We start from the raw sequence: 13,416 nt of genomic DNA, 5'->3' as shown, positions 1-13,416 counted from the left end.
AAGCGCATGAGTACTCATACTTTCAAACCCGACATGCCTCCACCGAACAGCAGTATCGGCGTGGTGGCGTGGATGCGCGCGAACATGTTCTCCAGCTGGCTCAACACCCTGCTGACGCTGTTTGCGTTCTACCTGATCTACCTGGTCGTGCCACCGATCCTCAGTTGGGCGATTGTCGACGCCAACTGGGTCGGCACCACCCGCGCCGACTGCACCAAGGAAGGCGCCTGCTGGGTGTTCATTCAGCAGCGTTTCGGCCAGTTCATGTACGGCTACTACCCGACCGAACTGCGCTGGCGCGTTGACCTGACCGTGTGGCTGGCGGTCATTGGCGCAGCACCCCTGTTCATCTCGCGCGTGCCGCGTAAAGCGGTGTACGGCCTGAGCTTCCTGGTGCTGTACCCGATCATTGCCTTCACTTTGCTGCATGGCGGTTTCGGAATGACCACCGTGCCGACCAGCCAGTGGGGCGGCCTGATGCTGACCCTGGTGATCGCCACCGTCGGCATCGCCGGGGCGTTGCCGCTGGGTATCGTGCTGGCGCTGGGACGACGTTCGAACATGCCGGCGATTCGTGTGGTCTGCGTGACCTTCATCGAGTTCTGGCGCGGCGTGCCGTTGATCACGGTGCTGTTCATGTCCTCGGTAATGCTGCCGCTGTTCCTGCCTGAAGGCATGAACTTCGACAAGCTGCTGCGGGCGCTGATCGGCGTGATCCTGTTTCAGTCGGCGTACGTCGCCGAGGTGGTGCGTGGCGGTCTGCAAGCGATTCCCAAAGGTCAGTACGAAGCGGCTGCGGCGATGGGCCTCGGTTACTGGCGTTCGATGGGCCTGGTGATTCTGCCGCAAGCCCTGAAGCTGGTGATCCCGGGCATCGTCAACACGTTCATTGCGCTGTTCAAGGACACCAGCCTGGTGATCATCATCGGCCTGTTCGACCTGCTCAACAGCGTCAAGCAAGCCGCCGCCGACCCGAAATGGCTGGGCATGGCCACCGAAGGCTACGTGTTCGCCGCCCTGGTGTTCTGGATTTTCTGTTTTGGTATGTCGCGCTATTCCATGCATCTGGAACGCAAGCTCGACACTGGCCACAAGCGTTAGGAGTTCTCTGTAAATGAGCGAAGCAATCAAAAAGCCTGTGGGTCCGGAAGGCATCATCCAGATGCAGGGCGTGAACAAGTGGTACGGCCAGTTTCACGTACTCAAGGACATCAACCTCAACGTCAAACAGGGCGAACGCATCGTCCTGTGTGGTCCGTCGGGCTCCGGTAAATCCACGACGATCCGTTGCCTCAATCGTCTGGAAGAACACCAGCAGGGCCGCATCGTCGTCGATGGCGTGGAACTGACCAACGACCTCAAGCAGATCGAAGCGATCCGTCGCGAAGTCGGCATGGTGTTCCAGCACTTCAACCTGTTCCCGCACCTGACCATCCTGCAGAACTGCACGCTGGCGCCGATGTGGGTGCGCAAGATGCCCAAGCGCAAGGCCGAAGAAATCGCCATGCATTACCTGGAGCGCGTACGCATTCCGGAGCAGGCGCACAAGTATCCGGGGCAACTGTCCGGTGGTCAGCAGCAGCGTGTGGCGATCGCCCGCGCCCTGTGCATGAAGCCGAAAATCATGCTGTTCGACGAACCGACTTCAGCGCTTGATCCGGAAATGGTGAAAGAAGTTCTGGACACCATGATCGGTCTGGCCGAAGACGGCATGACCATGCTCTGCGTGACCCACGAAATGGGCTTCGCCCGCACCGTGGCCAACCGCGTGATCTTCATGGACAAGGGCGAAATCGTTGAACAGGCGGCGCCGAACGACTTCTTTGATAATCCGCAGAATGATCGGACCAAGTTGTTCTTGAGTCAGATTTTGCATTGATGGTGGGTGAGTAAAAAACAACCCGGCGATTTGCCGGGTTGTTTTTTTGGGCGGTCAGGAAGCAGTGAGAGATTGGCGCTTTACGTGCTCGATGAACGTAAATGCTCCTCTCAAGTCAGCGCCTTCTGCCAAGACTCGGGCATCCGCCAGCAAGTGTGGGTAGCGATCCAGCAAACGCATGAGCAGAATTAACGCCTTCGGCGGCAGTACCTCGCCGCGTTCGTAGCGTGAAAAGGCATTGTGTCCACCGCCGGACAGCAATTGCACCGTTTCCTTTTGTGTCAGATGCAATTTCCGGCGAATTTTTTTCATTTCGTTGCCGATCATTCTTCTGCTGGCGATAACGAGCTCATCGCATGCGTCCGAGTAGCGCTGCCCGCACACTTCATCGAGTTCGACTTCTCCGCACTTCTGGCACTCCCAACCCGACAGGTCCTCAACTCGGCGCTCCATTCCCTTTACGCTCACCGTTTCGCCTCGACCTTCGAAATGCACCATTCCTTCAGATGCACCGCAACTGAAGCACTGTTGCGTATTCATGATTTGTTCTCCTTGAAGGAGATCACGGGCGGGCGTCTGTCACTGTGATATGACACCTTTATGTAAATCTCCATACCATGTGAATTGATGTGATAGACGTCCTGCCAGATACGGTGGTTGTCATAGGTCGTCATCGACTTGTACAGCATGTTGCGCTGCAGCATGCATACCACTTCCTGCATGTCTGCAAGCGTCAACTCCATGTCGGAACCGGTTCTTCTTGCTGTGTGCGTAAATGCTCTCCAGCCTAATCTCCTGACATCCGCCTTGATCACCGCCAAGTCGTAATGGGGTGTGTTCTTTTCCATAAGAAGCCAAAACCCTGTCCCTGAAATTACCCTTAAAGGGTAATTTTGACCAATCGAAAATGCCGCTCCATGTGTCTCCGATTGACCCTAGGTGGTTGCCGTCCTACATGGGTCTGACTAACATGTCGGAAAATTCATCCTATGATTGGATGAAAAGGCGAGGCTCATGTCAGATATTTCCCCTTTGATCAAGCGATCCCTGGTCGATCAGGCTTTGGATCAACTGCGTCAGCGCATCAACAGCGGTGCGTGGCAGGTCGGCGAGCGTCTGCCGACCGAACCTGAGCTGTGCGCCGAGCTGGGCATCAGCCGCAACACGGTGCGTGAGGCGATGCGTGTTCTGGCGTTCTCGGGATTGATCGAAATTCGCCAAGGCGACGGCAGTTATCTGCGCGCCGTGGTCGATCCGCTGGATACGCTGAAGGCGTTGTCCCGCTGTTCCCTGGAGCAGGCTCGGGAGACCCGACACATCCTTGAAGTCGAGGCCATCGGCCTGGCCGCGTTGCGCCGTACCGATGAGGATCTGGCGGCCCTGCGCGAAGCGCTCGGCACCAGCGGCAGCCACTACCACGGCGATCTCGACACCTACATCGCCTGCGATCTGGTGTTCCATCGCCGACTGGTCGACGCCGCGCACAACCCGACCCTCAGCGAGCTGTATCGATATTTCTCCAGCATCGTCGGCGCGCAATTGCGCCAGACCCTGAATATCTCCCCGCGCCGTCAGGAAGTGTTCGATCTGCACATCGACTTGCTCGATGCGGTCGAGCAACGCGACCCGGAACGGGCCAAAGCCTTGTCGAGGCAGTTGATCAATGAACCTTGAAACCGAGAAATCCATGCCCCGCAGTGAGTTATCCACAGTGTCGAAACGCACCCCCGAACTTGAAGAGCTGCTGATCGATGCCGAGGCTGATGACGAGCAGGTCCAGCAAAGCCACCCATTGGTAAAACGCCCGTGGCTGTTGCTGCTCGGGCTGATTTTGGTGGCGCTGAACCTGCGCCCGGCGTTGTCGAGCATGGCGCCCTTGCTCAGCGAGGTCTCCAGAAGCCTCGGGCTGTCTGCGGCGCAGGCGGGATTGCTGACCACGTTGCCAGTGCTGTGCCTGGGATTGTTCGCACCGCTGGCGCCGGTTCTGGCGCGGCGTTTCGGTGCTGAGCGGGTGGTATTGGGGATTCTGCTGACGCTGGCCGGCGGGATTATCCTGCGCAGTAATTTCGGCGAGATCGGCCTGTTCGCCGGCAGCGTGCTTGGGGGCGCCAGCATCGGCATTGTCGGCGTGCTGTTACCGGGCATTGTCAAACGCGATTTCGCCAAACATGCCGGGACCATGACCGGCGTCTACACCATGGCCCTGTGCCTGGGTGCGGCGATGGCGGCGGGTTCGACCGTGCCGCTGAGTGAACACTTCGGCAACAGTTGGGCGATGGGCCTGGGCTTCTGGGTGATTCCGGCATTGGTGGCGGCGGTTTTCTGGCTGCCACAAGTCGGCTCCAAACATGGCGCACACAACGTCGCCTATCGCGTGCGCGGGTTGCTGCGTGATCCGCTGGCCTGGCAGGTGACCTTGTACATGGGCCTGCAATCGTCGCTGGCCTACATCGTGTTTGGCTGGTTGCCGTCAATCCTCATCGGGCGCGGGCTGACACCGACTCAGGCCGGATTGGTGCTGTCCGGTTCGGTGATCATTCAACTGGCCAGTTCGCTGGCCGCGCCGTGGCTGGCGACCCGGGGCAAGGATCAGCGCCTGGCGATCGTCGTGGTCATGGCGCTGACCCTGGCCGGCCTGTTCGGCTGCTTGTACGCACCGATCGAAGGTCTATGGGGCTGGGCGATTCTGCTCGGACTGGGGCAGGGCGGCACGTTCAGTCTGGCCCTGACCCTGATCGTGCTGCGCTCGCGCGATTCCCATGTCGCGGCGAACCTGTCGAGCATGTCCCAGGGTTTTGGCTACACGCTGGCGTCCATGGGGCCGTTCGCCGTGGGCGTGGTGCATGACTGGACCGGCGGCTGGAATGCCCTGGGCTGGATCTTCGGCGTTATCGGCGCTGGTGCGATCCTGGCCGGGCTGGGTGCCGGGCGGGCGTTGTATGTGCAGGTGCAAAGCGAAAAGATCTGAATGCACTGGTTGCAAATGTGGGAGCGAGCCTGCTCGCGAAAGCGGTGTTTAGGTCAACATGGATGTTGAATGTTGAATTGCCATCGCGAGCAGGCTCGCTCCCACAAGGGTTTTGCGTATTGCCGATAGTGTTTCTGCGCGCGGCAGATTATGGTGCTGGCAATCTGTACCTATTTCCTTGGAGATTGACTTGAGCGAAGCCCATAGCGCCCTGATCACCCGCTTCTACCAAGCCTTTCAGCGCCTCGACGCCGAGGCCATGGCGGCCTGCTACACCGATGATGTGGTCTTCAGCGATCCGGCCTTCGGCGAGTTGCGCGGGCGCGATGCCGGCGACATGTGGCGCATGCTGACTACCCGCGCCAGGGATTTTTCCCTGACTTTTGACAATGTCCGCGCCGACGAGCGCACCGGCGGCGCGCATTGGGTGGCGACTTACCTGTTCAGTCAGACCGGCAACGTCGTGGTCAACGACATCCAGGCGCGCTTCGTCTTCCGGGACGGCAAGATCTGTGAGCACCACGACCACTTCGATCTGTGGCGCTGGTCGCGGCAGGCGTTGGGTTTCAAAGGCCTGCTGCTGGGCTGGACGCCGCTGGTGCGCAACGCGGTACGTGCCCAGGCGCGCAAGGGACTGAAGGCATTTCAGGCCGGGCGCTGATAAGATCGCCGCCTGTTTTCCTACACGTTCAGATCCCGAAGTGACCAGCCTTAGCGAAAAATCCGTCGATGCTGCCGAACCAGTGAGTAAATCCTGGTTCGTCTACCTCGTGCGTGCCGCCAATGGCTCGTTGTATTGCGGAATCAGCGACGACCCTGTGCGGCGTTTCGCCAAGCACCAGAGCGGCAAGGGCGCGCGGTTCTTTCTTTCCAGCCCGGCGATGGCGCTGGTCTACACCGAACTGTGCCGCGACAAAAGCGATGCGTTGCGCCAGGAACGGCTGATCAAAAAGCTCAAGAAGAGCGCCAAGGAATGCCTGGTCGCGTCTTATCAATCTGACTGATTGGTTCCCATCAGGCAGATCGGTAGGCCTGTCAGGCAATGCGCGCTAAGCTGCGGATTCACTTTTCCAGCGGCGGAGCCGAGCATGTCCGAGTTGATTCTGCACCATTACCCGACCTCTCCATTTGCCGAGAAGGCGCGCCTGCTGCTGGGCTTCAAAGGCCTGTCCTGGCGTTCGGTGCATATTTCCCCGGTGATGCCCAAGCCTGATCTGACGGCATTGACCGGTGGCTACCGCAAGACTCCAGTGTTGCAGATCGGTGCCGACATCTATTGCGACACCGCACTGATCGCTCGACGCCTGGAACAGGAAAAAGCCCTGCCGGCGTTCTTTCCCGAAGGCCAGGAAATGACCAGCGCCAGTTTTGCGGCGTGGGCCGACTCGGTGGTGTTCCAGCATGCCGTGAGCCTGGTGTTCCAGCCGGAGTCAGTGGCGGTGCGTTTCGGCAAATTGCCGCCGGAAGCGATCAAGGCCTTCCTGGCCGACCGCGCCGGGTTGTTCAGCGGTGGCAGCGCCACGCGTCTGTCCGCCGAGCAGGCCAAACATCAGTGGCCGACGATTATGGCGCGGCTGGAGCAACAGTTGCAGCGCGAGCAGGGCGACTTCCTCTTCGGCGAGCCATCGATTGCCGACTTCGCCCTGGCGCATCCGATGTGGTTCCTCAAGGCGACCCACGTCACGGCGCCGCTGGTGGATGAATATCCGGCGGTTGCGGCGTGGCTGGGTCGGGTGCTGGGGTTCGGCCATGGCGCAGCGAGCGAGATGTCCTCTGCTGATGCCCTGGAGGTAGCGCGTAACGCGACGCCAGCGGCATTGCCGGATGAGCGGTTCGTTGATCCGAACGGCTTCAAGACGGGACAGCAAGTGGCAATTGCCGCTGTCGATTATGGCGTCGACCCGGTGGCAGGCGAGCTGCTGTTTGCTGGCAGTGAAGAGCTGATCATTCGCCGTGAAGACGAACGTGGCGGCGTGGTGCATGTGCACTTTCCGCGTTTTGGTTTCCGTATCGAAGCGCGCTGATTTATCAAGCAGCTGCAAAACCTGTGGGAGCGAGCCTGCTCGCGAAGACGATGGATCATTCAACATGGTTGTTGGCTGATGCAACGCTTTCGCGAGCAGGCTCGCTCCCACATTGGTTATTTCAGGGCTGCGAGGATTTCGTCCGGATCGAACCCGCGAATCAACGTGCCGTTCACATCGATCAGCGGAATCCCGCGTCCACCCAATGCTTCATAGGCCTTGCGCGCTTCAACATCTTTCTCGATGTCGAACTCCTTGAACGGTATGCCCTTGCTGTCGAGAAAGCGTTTGGTCTGTTTGCAGTAGCCGCACCAGTCGGTGGCATAAAGCACGACATTGGCTTGCGCCCGGGTCTGCTGCGAGACCATTTGCGCGGGATTGAATACCCGCTCGATCTTGCCCCAGTTCTGATAGACCACGACCACCAGCAGCACCAGGGCGACCTTTTTCAGCACATTGCCGAGCATCAGTTACGCCGCTTCAACTGATCGGTCAGCGAAGTCGGCAGGCCTTTGATGATCAGGGTGCCGTTCTCTTCGTCGTACTCGATCTTCGAGCCCAGCAGGTGCGCTTCGAAGCTGATCGACAAACCTTCGGCGCGGCCGGTGAAACGACGGAATTGATTGAGGGTGCGCTTGTCTGCCGGAATCTCTGGCGACAGGCCATAGTCCTTGTTGCGGATGTGATCGTAGAAGGCTTTCGGGCGTTCCTCGTCGATCAGCTCCGACAGCTCCTCAAGACCCATCGGTTCGCCGAGCTTGGCCTGGCTGCTGGCATAGTCGACCAGGGTCTTGGTTTTCTCGCGGGCCGAGTCTTCCGGCAGGTCTTCGCTCTCGACAAAGTCACTGAAGGCCTTGAGCAGCGTGCGCGTCTCGCCGGGGCCGTCGACGCCTTCCTGGCAACCGATGAAGTCGCGGAAATACTCCGAGACCTTCTTGCCATTCTTGCCCTTGATGAACGAGATGTACTGCTTGGACTGCTTGTTGTTCTGCCACTCGGAGACGTTGATCCGCGCGGCCAGATGCAACTGGCCAAGGTCGAGATGGCGCGAGGGCGTCACGTCGAGCTCGTCGGTCACCGCCACGCCTTCGCTGTGGTGCAGCAGGGCGATCGCCAGGTAGTCAGTCATGCCTTGCTGATAGTGGGCGAACAGCACGTGGCCACCCACCGACAGGTTGGATTCTTCCATCAGTTTCTGCAGATGCTCGACCGCCACTTTACTGAACGCGGTGAAGTCACGGCCGCCTTCCATATACTCCTTCAGCCAGCCGCTGAACGGGAATGCGCCGGATTCCGGATGGAACAGGCCCCAGGCTTTGCCCTGTTTGGCGTTGTAGCTTTCGTTGAGGTCGGCGAGCATGTTTTCGATGGCGGCGGACTCGGCCAGTTCAGAGTCACGGGCGTGCAGAACTGCGGGCGTGCCGTCGGGTTTTTTGTCGATCAGGTGGACGATGCAATGACGGATCGGCATGGGCTTCTCGGCTGTTGGAAGGGAGGAGGGCAGGCTCCCCGAAAAAGCGCTCAGTGTACCGCAACCACTGGTTTTGGCGCGGGTTGCAGGGCAAAACCGGGGCGCGCGCCCGGCCTTAAGCGGTTTTTTACCGATTTAGCGCAATAAAGCTGACCAAATGGGTAGCTAGAGGCGGATATTTCCTTGTCGCTGTGCTAGTTTTGCCCGGTCTTACGCGAAGTCACTGCGTTAAGCGTGCATTCAGCATTTGTCAGGTCGAACCAAACCCTGATTTCGGCATCTATAACCCGACTCGTCGTGGTTATCGCCGAGGGTGCCAGATCCAGAAGATCGGGCTCGATGGCTGACACTGCACTCTGCAATCCATATGAATTTGATAGGGAAGGAACACTACATGGCTCTTACTAAAGACCAACTGATCGCCGACATCGCTGAAGCTATCGACGCGCCGAAAACCACCGCGCGTAACGCTCTGGACCAACTGGGCCAAATCGTTGCCGATCAGCTGGAAAACGGCGGCGAAATCACCTTGCCAGGTATCGGCAAGCTGAAAGTGACCGAGCGTCCTGCCCGCACCGGCCGTAACCCTTCGACTGGCGCTGCCATCGAAATCCCTGCAAAGAAAGTGATCAAGCTGGTTGTGGCCAAAGGCCTGACCGACGCTGTGAACAAGTAAGACGCAGCGATAAAAAAACCGTGCTTCGGAGTGATCCGGGGCACGGTTTTTTTGTGTCTGTGATTTAGCGACTGAATCGCAGTGCCAATGTGGGAGCGAGCCTGCTCGCGAAAGCGGTAGGTCAGTCGATATTGAAGCTGACTGACACGCCGCCTTCGCGAGCAGGCTCGCTCCCACAGGGGATCTGCTGTGTCTTAGCGAACCCAGCGCTCACGCCGCCAGATCTGCTGTTCGGACTTCGTCTGGAAGGTCCAGGCGACAAAGCGGCTCTGCTTCTGGCCCTGCGACATCTCCACGACCTGGCTCTCCAGCACGCCGGCCTTCTTCAGTGCCGTCTCGATGGCCGGCAGGTTCGAGGCCTTCGACACCAGCGTGCTGAACCACAACACCTTGTGCTGGAAGTTCGCACTTTCGGCAATCAACTGCGTCACAAAGCGCGCTTCACCGCCTTCACACCACAGCTCCGCCGATTGCCCGCCGAAGTTCAACACCGGTAGCTTGCGTTTCGGGTCGGCCTTGCCCAAGGCGCGCCATTTGCGCTCGCTGCCCTTGGTCGCTTCTTCCATCGAAGCGTGGAACGGCGGGTTGCACATGGTCAGGTCGAAGCGCTCGCCCGGCTCCAGCAAGCCGATGAGGATGTGTTTGCGGTTTTCCTGCTGGCGCAGCTGGATCACCTTGCTCAGATCGTTGGACTGCACGATGGCTCGCGCCGCCGCCACGGCTGTTGGGTCGATCTCCGAGCCGAGGAAGTGCCAACGGTATTCGCTGTTGCCGATCAACGGATAAACGCAGTTGGCGCCCATGCCGATATCCAGCACATTGACGATCGCGCCGCGCGGGACCTTGCCGTCGTTCATGCTCGCCAGCAGGTCGGCGAGAAAGTGCACATAGTCGGCACGCCCCGGAACCGGAGGGCAAAGATAGTCCGCCGGGATGTCCCAGTGCTGGATGCCATAGAACGCCTTGAGCAGCGCCCGATTGAACACACGCACCGCGTCGGGGCTGGCGAAGTCGATGCTTTCCTTGCCGTACGGGTTGGTGATCACGTACTTGGCCAGTTCCGGCGTGGTCTTGATCAGCGCCGGAAAGTCGTAACGACCCTGATGGCGATTGCGCGGATGCAGGCTGGCCTTCTCGCGCGGCTCGACGGCTTTGCTAGGGGACGCGGCGTCAGGCTTCTTGCGCGCAGGTTTGGGTGTGCGGGGGGCGGTCATGGGCGTGGTCGATTCGGGTATGGCTGAAAGTGGCGGGCATTGTCCCACATTGATGGGCCATGCGCCGAACCCATGTAGGAGCTGCCGAAGGCTGCGATCTTTTGATGTTGATTTTAGAAGCAAGATCAAAGATCGCAGCCTTCGGCAGCTCCTGCAGGGAAATGTGTTGGGCATAAAAAAGGGAGGCCACCTGGGCCTCCCTTTTTCAGTGCGATTTGCCGTTACAGGCTGGCAATCCGCGCATGCTGCTCGGCCAGCTTGCCCAAGGCCTGTTCGGCCTCGGCCAGTTTGGCGCGTTCCTTTTCGATGACTTCGGCCGGGGCCTTGTCGACGAAACCGGCGTTGGACAGCTTGCCGCCAACCCGCTGGACTTCGCCCTGCAAACGCAGGATTTCCTTGTCCAGACGCGCCAGTTCGGCGCCCTTGTCGATCAGACCGGCCATTGGTACCAGCACTTCCATTTCGCCGACCAGTGCGGTGGCGGACAGCGGTGCTTCTTCGCCAGCGGCGAGTACGGTGATCGATTCCAGGCGCGCCAGCTTCTTCAGCAGCGCTTCGTTCTCGGTCAGGCGGCGCTGGTCGTCAGCGCTGACATTCTTCAGGAAGATCGGCAGTGGCTTGCCCGGGCCGATGTTCATCTCGCCACGAATGTTGCGCGTGCCGAGCATCAGTTCCTTGAGCCATTCGATGTCGTTTTCCGCCGCCGGATCGATGCGCTCTTCGTTGGCCACCGGCCAAGGCTGCAACATGATCGTCTTGCCCTGGATGCCGGCCAGCGGCGCGATGCGCTGCCAGATTTCTTCAGTGATGAACGGCATGAACGGATGCGCCAGACGCAGCGCCACTTCCAGCACGCGTACCAGCGTCCGGCGAGTGCCGCGCTGACGTTCGACCGGTGCGTTCTCGTCCCACAGCACAGGCTTGGACAGTTCCAGATACCAGTCGCAGTACTGGTTCCAGATGAACTCGTACAGCGCTTGCGCGGCGAGGTCGAAACGGAACTGATCCAGTTGGCGGGTCACTTCGGCTTCGGTGCGTTGCAGCTGCGAGATGATCCAGCGATCAGCCAGCGACAGCTCGTAGGCTTCGCCGTTCTGGCCGCAGTCTTCGCCCTTGTCCAGAACGTAACGCGCGGCGTTCCAGATCTTGTTGCAGAAGTTGCGATAGCCTTCGACGCGACCCATGTCGAACTTGATGTCGCGACCGGTCGAGGCCAGCGAGCAGAACGTGAAGCGCAGGGCGTCGGTGCCGTAGCTTTCGATGCCATTGGCGAATTCTTCGCGGGTGGCTTTCTCGATCTTCTTCGCCAGTTTCGGTTGCATCAGGCCCGAAGTGCGCTTCTGCACCAGGGTTTCCAGGTCGATGCCGTCGATGATGTCCAGCGGGTCAAGGACGTTGCCCTTGGACTTGGACATTTTCTGGCCTTGGCCGTCGCGCACCAGACCGTGTACGTAAACGGTCTTGAACGGAACCTGCGGCGTGCCGTCTTCGTTCTTCATCAGGTGCATGGTCATCATGATCATCCGGGCAACCCAGAAGAAGATGATGTCGAAACCGGTGACCAGCACGTCGGTGGAGTGGAATTTCTTCAGGAACTCGGTCTGCTCAGGCCAGCCCAGCGTGGAGAACGTCCACAGGCCGGAACTGAACCAGGTGTCGAGTACGTCATTGTCCTGTTGCAGCGCAACGTCCGGGCCGAGGTTGTGCTTGGCACGCACTTCGGCTTCGTCGCGACCGACGTAGACCTTGCCCGACTCGTCGTACCAGGCCGGAATCCGGTGGCCCCACCACAGCTGACGGCTGATGCACCAGTCCTGGATGTCGCGCATCCACGAGAAGTACATGTTTTCGTACTGTTTGGGCACGAACTGGATGCGACCGTCTTCAACGGCAGCAATCGCCGGCTCGGCCAGCGGCTTGGTCGATACGTACCACTGGTCGGTCAGCCACGGCTCGATGACCGTGCCGGAACGATCGCCTTTTGGCGTTTTCAGGTTGTGATCGTTGACACTCACCAGCAGGCCGGCAGCGTCGAACGCGGCAACGATTTGCTTGCGCGCTTCGAAACGTTCCAGGCCAGCGAACTCGGCCGGAATCTTGCCGTCGATGCTCTCGTTCAGCGTGCCGTCGAGGTTGAACACCTGAGCGGCAGGCAGCACGTTGGCGTTCTTGTCGAAGATGTTCAGCAGCGGCAGGTTGTGGCGCTTGCCGACTTCGTAGTCGTTGAAATCGTGGGCCGGGGTGATTTTCACGCAGCCGGTGCCGAATTCAGGATCGCAGTAATCGTCGGCGATGATCGGGATGCGGCGGCCAACCAGTGGCAGCTCGACGAATTTGCCGATCAGCGCTTTGTAGCGCTCGTCGTTCGGGTTAACCGCGACGGCGGAGTCGCCGAGCATGGTTTCCGGACGGGTGGTGGCGACGATCAGGAAGTCATCGCCCTCGGCGGTTTTTACACCGTCGGCCAATGGGTATTTCAGGTTCCACAGGAAACCTTTCTCTTCGTGGTTTTCCACTTCGAGGTCGGAAATCGCTGTGTGCAGTTTGGTGTCCCAGTTGACCAGACGCTTGCCGCGATAGATCAGGCCGTCTTCATGCAGACGCACGAAAGCTTCCTTGACCGCTTCCGAGAGGCCATCGTCCATGGTGAAGCGCTCGCGGCTCCAGTCGACGGACGAGCCGAGGCGACGGATCTGCCGGCTGATGTTGCCGCCGGACTGATCTTTCCACTCCCAGACTTTCTCGAGAAATTTTTCCCGGCCCAGATCGTGACGATTCTGGCCCTGGGCTTCGAGCTGACGCTCCACCAGCATCTGCGTGGCGATACCGGCGTGGTCGGTGCCCGGCTGCCACAGGGTGTCGCGACCCTGCATGCGGCGGAAACGGATCAAGGCGTCCATGATCGCGTTGTTGAAGCCGTGACCCATGTGCAGGCTGCCGGTGACGTTCGGCGGCGGGATCATGATGGTGTAGGACTCGCCCGCGCCTTGCGGGGCGAAGTAGTTCTCGGACTCCCAGGTCTTGTACCAGGAAGTTTCAATGGCGTGCGGCTGGTAGGTCTTATCCATGCGCGGCGGGACCCTATTGGCATTTATTCAGGAAAAGCCGGGAAGTATAGCGGGGCATGCCGAGTAGGGCGAGCGGGGCGCAATCGCCAAGCATCGCGCGGGCGGTGGTGCAAATT

14 protein-coding genes are annotated in these 13,416 nt (G+C 59.7%); 8 read left to right on the top strand and 6 right to left on the bottom strand.

What is annotated here, in order from left to right:
• Positions 1–6 precede the first annotated feature (6 nt).
• Positions 7–1,101: an amino acid ABC transporter permease gene (locus ACZZ0K_RS19070; RefSeq protein WP_016771582.1), complete on the top strand. Its 1,095-nt coding sequence runs from the start codon at positions 7–9 to the stop codon at positions 1,099–1,101.
• Positions 1,102–1,114: 13 nt separating this feature from the next.
• Positions 1,115–1,879 carry an amino acid ABC transporter ATP-binding protein gene (locus tag ACZZ0K_RS19065; protein WP_016771581.1) on the top strand — a complete coding sequence of 255 codons (765 nt, stop codon included), beginning with the start codon at positions 1,115–1,117 and terminating at the stop codon, positions 1,877–1,879.
• Between the two features lie 54 nt (positions 1,880–1,933).
• Here the strand turns inward: ACZZ0K_RS19065 and ACZZ0K_RS19060 are convergent, their stop codons facing one another.
• Complete coding sequence (locus tag ACZZ0K_RS19060; protein WP_041479501.1) at positions 1,934–2,419, bottom strand: type II toxin-antitoxin system MqsA family antitoxin; 486 nt, start codon at positions 2,417–2,419, stop codon at positions 1,934–1,936.
• Positions 2,416–2,727, bottom strand: coding sequence for a type II toxin-antitoxin system MqsR family toxin (locus tag ACZZ0K_RS19055; RefSeq protein WP_150742843.1), 312 nt, complete (start codon positions 2,725–2,727; stop codon positions 2,416–2,418). Before ACZZ0K_RS19055 ends, ACZZ0K_RS19060 begins: the two co-directional genes overlap by 4 nt.
• 166 nt (positions 2,728–2,893) lie before the next feature.
• Between ACZZ0K_RS19055 and ACZZ0K_RS19050 the strand changes: the two genes are divergently transcribed.
• The 5 genes from ACZZ0K_RS19050 to ACZZ0K_RS19030 all read left to right on the top strand — a co-directional run bounded on the left by ACZZ0K_RS19050 (position 2,894) and on the right by ACZZ0K_RS19030 (position 6,871).
• A complete protein-coding gene (locus tag ACZZ0K_RS19050) occupies positions 2,894–3,553 on the top strand; it encodes a FadR/GntR family transcriptional regulator (protein WP_076565984.1) in 660 nt (219 codons plus the stop codon).
• Positions 3,543–4,847, top strand: coding sequence for a CynX/NimT family MFS transporter (locus tag ACZZ0K_RS19045; protein ID WP_463559262.1), 1,305 nt, complete (start codon positions 3,543–3,545; stop codon positions 4,845–4,847). The genes ACZZ0K_RS19050 and ACZZ0K_RS19045 overlap by 11 nt, the downstream gene beginning before the upstream one ends.
• A 190-nt stretch (positions 4,848–5,037) precedes the next feature.
• Positions 5,038–5,508 carry a nuclear transport factor 2 family protein gene (locus ACZZ0K_RS19040; RefSeq protein WP_095180432.1) on the top strand — a complete coding sequence of 157 codons (471 nt, stop codon included), beginning with the start codon at positions 5,038–5,040 and terminating at the stop codon, positions 5,506–5,508.
• Between the two features lie 40 nt (positions 5,509–5,548).
• On the top strand, positions 5,549–5,851 hold the full coding sequence (locus ACZZ0K_RS19035; protein WP_095180433.1) for a GIY-YIG nuclease family protein: 303 nt from the start codon (positions 5,549–5,551) through the stop codon (positions 5,849–5,851).
• 84 nt (positions 5,852–5,935) lie between these two features.
• A complete protein-coding gene (locus tag ACZZ0K_RS19030; protein WP_323621586.1) occupies positions 5,936–6,871 on the top strand; it encodes a glutathione S-transferase family protein in 936 nt (311 codons plus the stop codon).
• Positions 6,872–6,987: 116 nt separating this feature from the next.
• Here the strand turns inward: ACZZ0K_RS19030 and ACZZ0K_RS19025 are convergent, their stop codons facing one another.
• Both ACZZ0K_RS19025 and yejK read right to left on the bottom strand, forming a co-directional pair.
• Positions 6,988–7,338: a glutaredoxin family protein gene (locus tag ACZZ0K_RS19025; RefSeq protein WP_252883223.1), complete on the bottom strand. Its 351-nt coding sequence runs from the start codon at positions 7,336–7,338 to the stop codon at positions 6,988–6,990.
• Entirely contained in the window at positions 7,338–8,342 is a 1,005-nt protein-coding gene (gene yejK / locus ACZZ0K_RS19020) for a nucleoid-associated protein YejK (RefSeq protein ID WP_039759184.1), read from the bottom strand. The genes ACZZ0K_RS19025 and yejK overlap by 1 nt, the downstream gene beginning before the upstream one ends.
• A 394-nt stretch (positions 8,343–8,736) precedes the next feature.
• Here yejK and ACZZ0K_RS19015 point away from each other — a divergent pair, with 394 nt between their 5' ends.
• The gene (locus tag ACZZ0K_RS19015) at positions 8,737–9,018 is read left to right on the top strand and encodes an HU family DNA-binding protein (protein ID WP_003221909.1); all 282 of its coding nucleotides are present in this window, start codon (positions 8,737–8,739) and stop codon (positions 9,016–9,018) included.
• A gap of 194 nt (positions 9,019–9,212) precedes the next feature.
• Here ACZZ0K_RS19015 and rlmF read toward each other — a convergent pair whose 3' ends face one another.
• Together rlmF and ACZZ0K_RS19005 are read right to left on the bottom strand one after the other, a co-directional pair.
• A complete protein-coding gene (rlmF, locus tag ACZZ0K_RS19010) occupies positions 9,213–10,232 on the bottom strand; it encodes a 23S rRNA (adenine(1618)-N(6))-methyltransferase RlmF (RefSeq protein ID WP_016771571.1) in 1,020 nt (339 codons plus the stop codon).
• Between the two features lie 221 nt (positions 10,233–10,453).
• The gene (locus ACZZ0K_RS19005; protein WP_041479508.1) at positions 10,454–13,300 is read right to left on the bottom strand and encodes a valine--tRNA ligase; all 2,847 of its coding nucleotides are present in this window, start codon (positions 13,298–13,300) and stop codon (positions 10,454–10,456) included.
• Positions 13,301–13,416: the final 116 nt, after the last annotated feature.

The organism is Pseudomonas sp. AC255 (genome assembly GCF_979258175.1).
This window is presented reverse-complemented; position numbering and strand designations above follow the sequence as displayed.

Coding starts and splice junctions, on each gene's coding strand:
- ACZZ0K_RS19070 (WP_016771582.1), top strand. CDS start 7: ATGAGTACTCATACTTTCAAACCCGACATGCCTCCACCGAACAGCAGT.
- ACZZ0K_RS19065 (WP_016771581.1), top strand. CDS start 1,115: ATGAGCGAAGCAATCAAAAAGCCTGTGGGTCCGGAAGGCATCATCCAG.
- ACZZ0K_RS19060 (WP_041479501.1), bottom strand. CDS start 2,419: ATGAATACGCAACAGTGCTTCAGTTGCGGTGCATCTGAAGGAATGGTG.
- ACZZ0K_RS19055 (WP_150742843.1), bottom strand. CDS start 2,727: ATGGAAAAGAACACACCCCATTACGACTTGGCGGTGATCAAGGCGGAT.
- ACZZ0K_RS19050 (WP_076565984.1), top strand. CDS start 2,894: ATGTCAGATATTTCCCCTTTGATCAAGCGATCCCTGGTCGATCAGGCT.
- ACZZ0K_RS19045 (WP_463559262.1), top strand. CDS start 3,543: ATGAACCTTGAAACCGAGAAATCCATGCCCCGCAGTGAGTTATCCACA.
- ACZZ0K_RS19030 (WP_323621586.1), top strand. CDS start 5,936: ATGTCCGAGTTGATTCTGCACCATTACCCGACCTCTCCATTTGCCGAG.
- ACZZ0K_RS19025 (WP_252883223.1), bottom strand. CDS start 7,338: ATGCTCGGCAATGTGCTGAAAAAGGTCGCCCTGGTGCTGCTGGTGGTC.
- yejK (WP_039759184.1), bottom strand. CDS start 8,342: ATGCCGATCCGTCATTGCATCGTCCACCTGATCGACAAAAAACCCGAC.
- ACZZ0K_RS19015 (WP_003221909.1), top strand. CDS start 8,737: ATGGCTCTTACTAAAGACCAACTGATCGCCGACATCGCTGAAGCTATC.
- rlmF (WP_016771571.1), bottom strand. CDS start 10,232: ATGACCGCCCCCCGCACACCCAAACCTGCGCGCAAGAAGCCTGACGCC.
- ACZZ0K_RS19005 (WP_041479508.1), bottom strand. CDS start 13,300: ATGGATAAGACCTACCAGCCGCACGCCATTGAAACTTCCTGGTACAAG.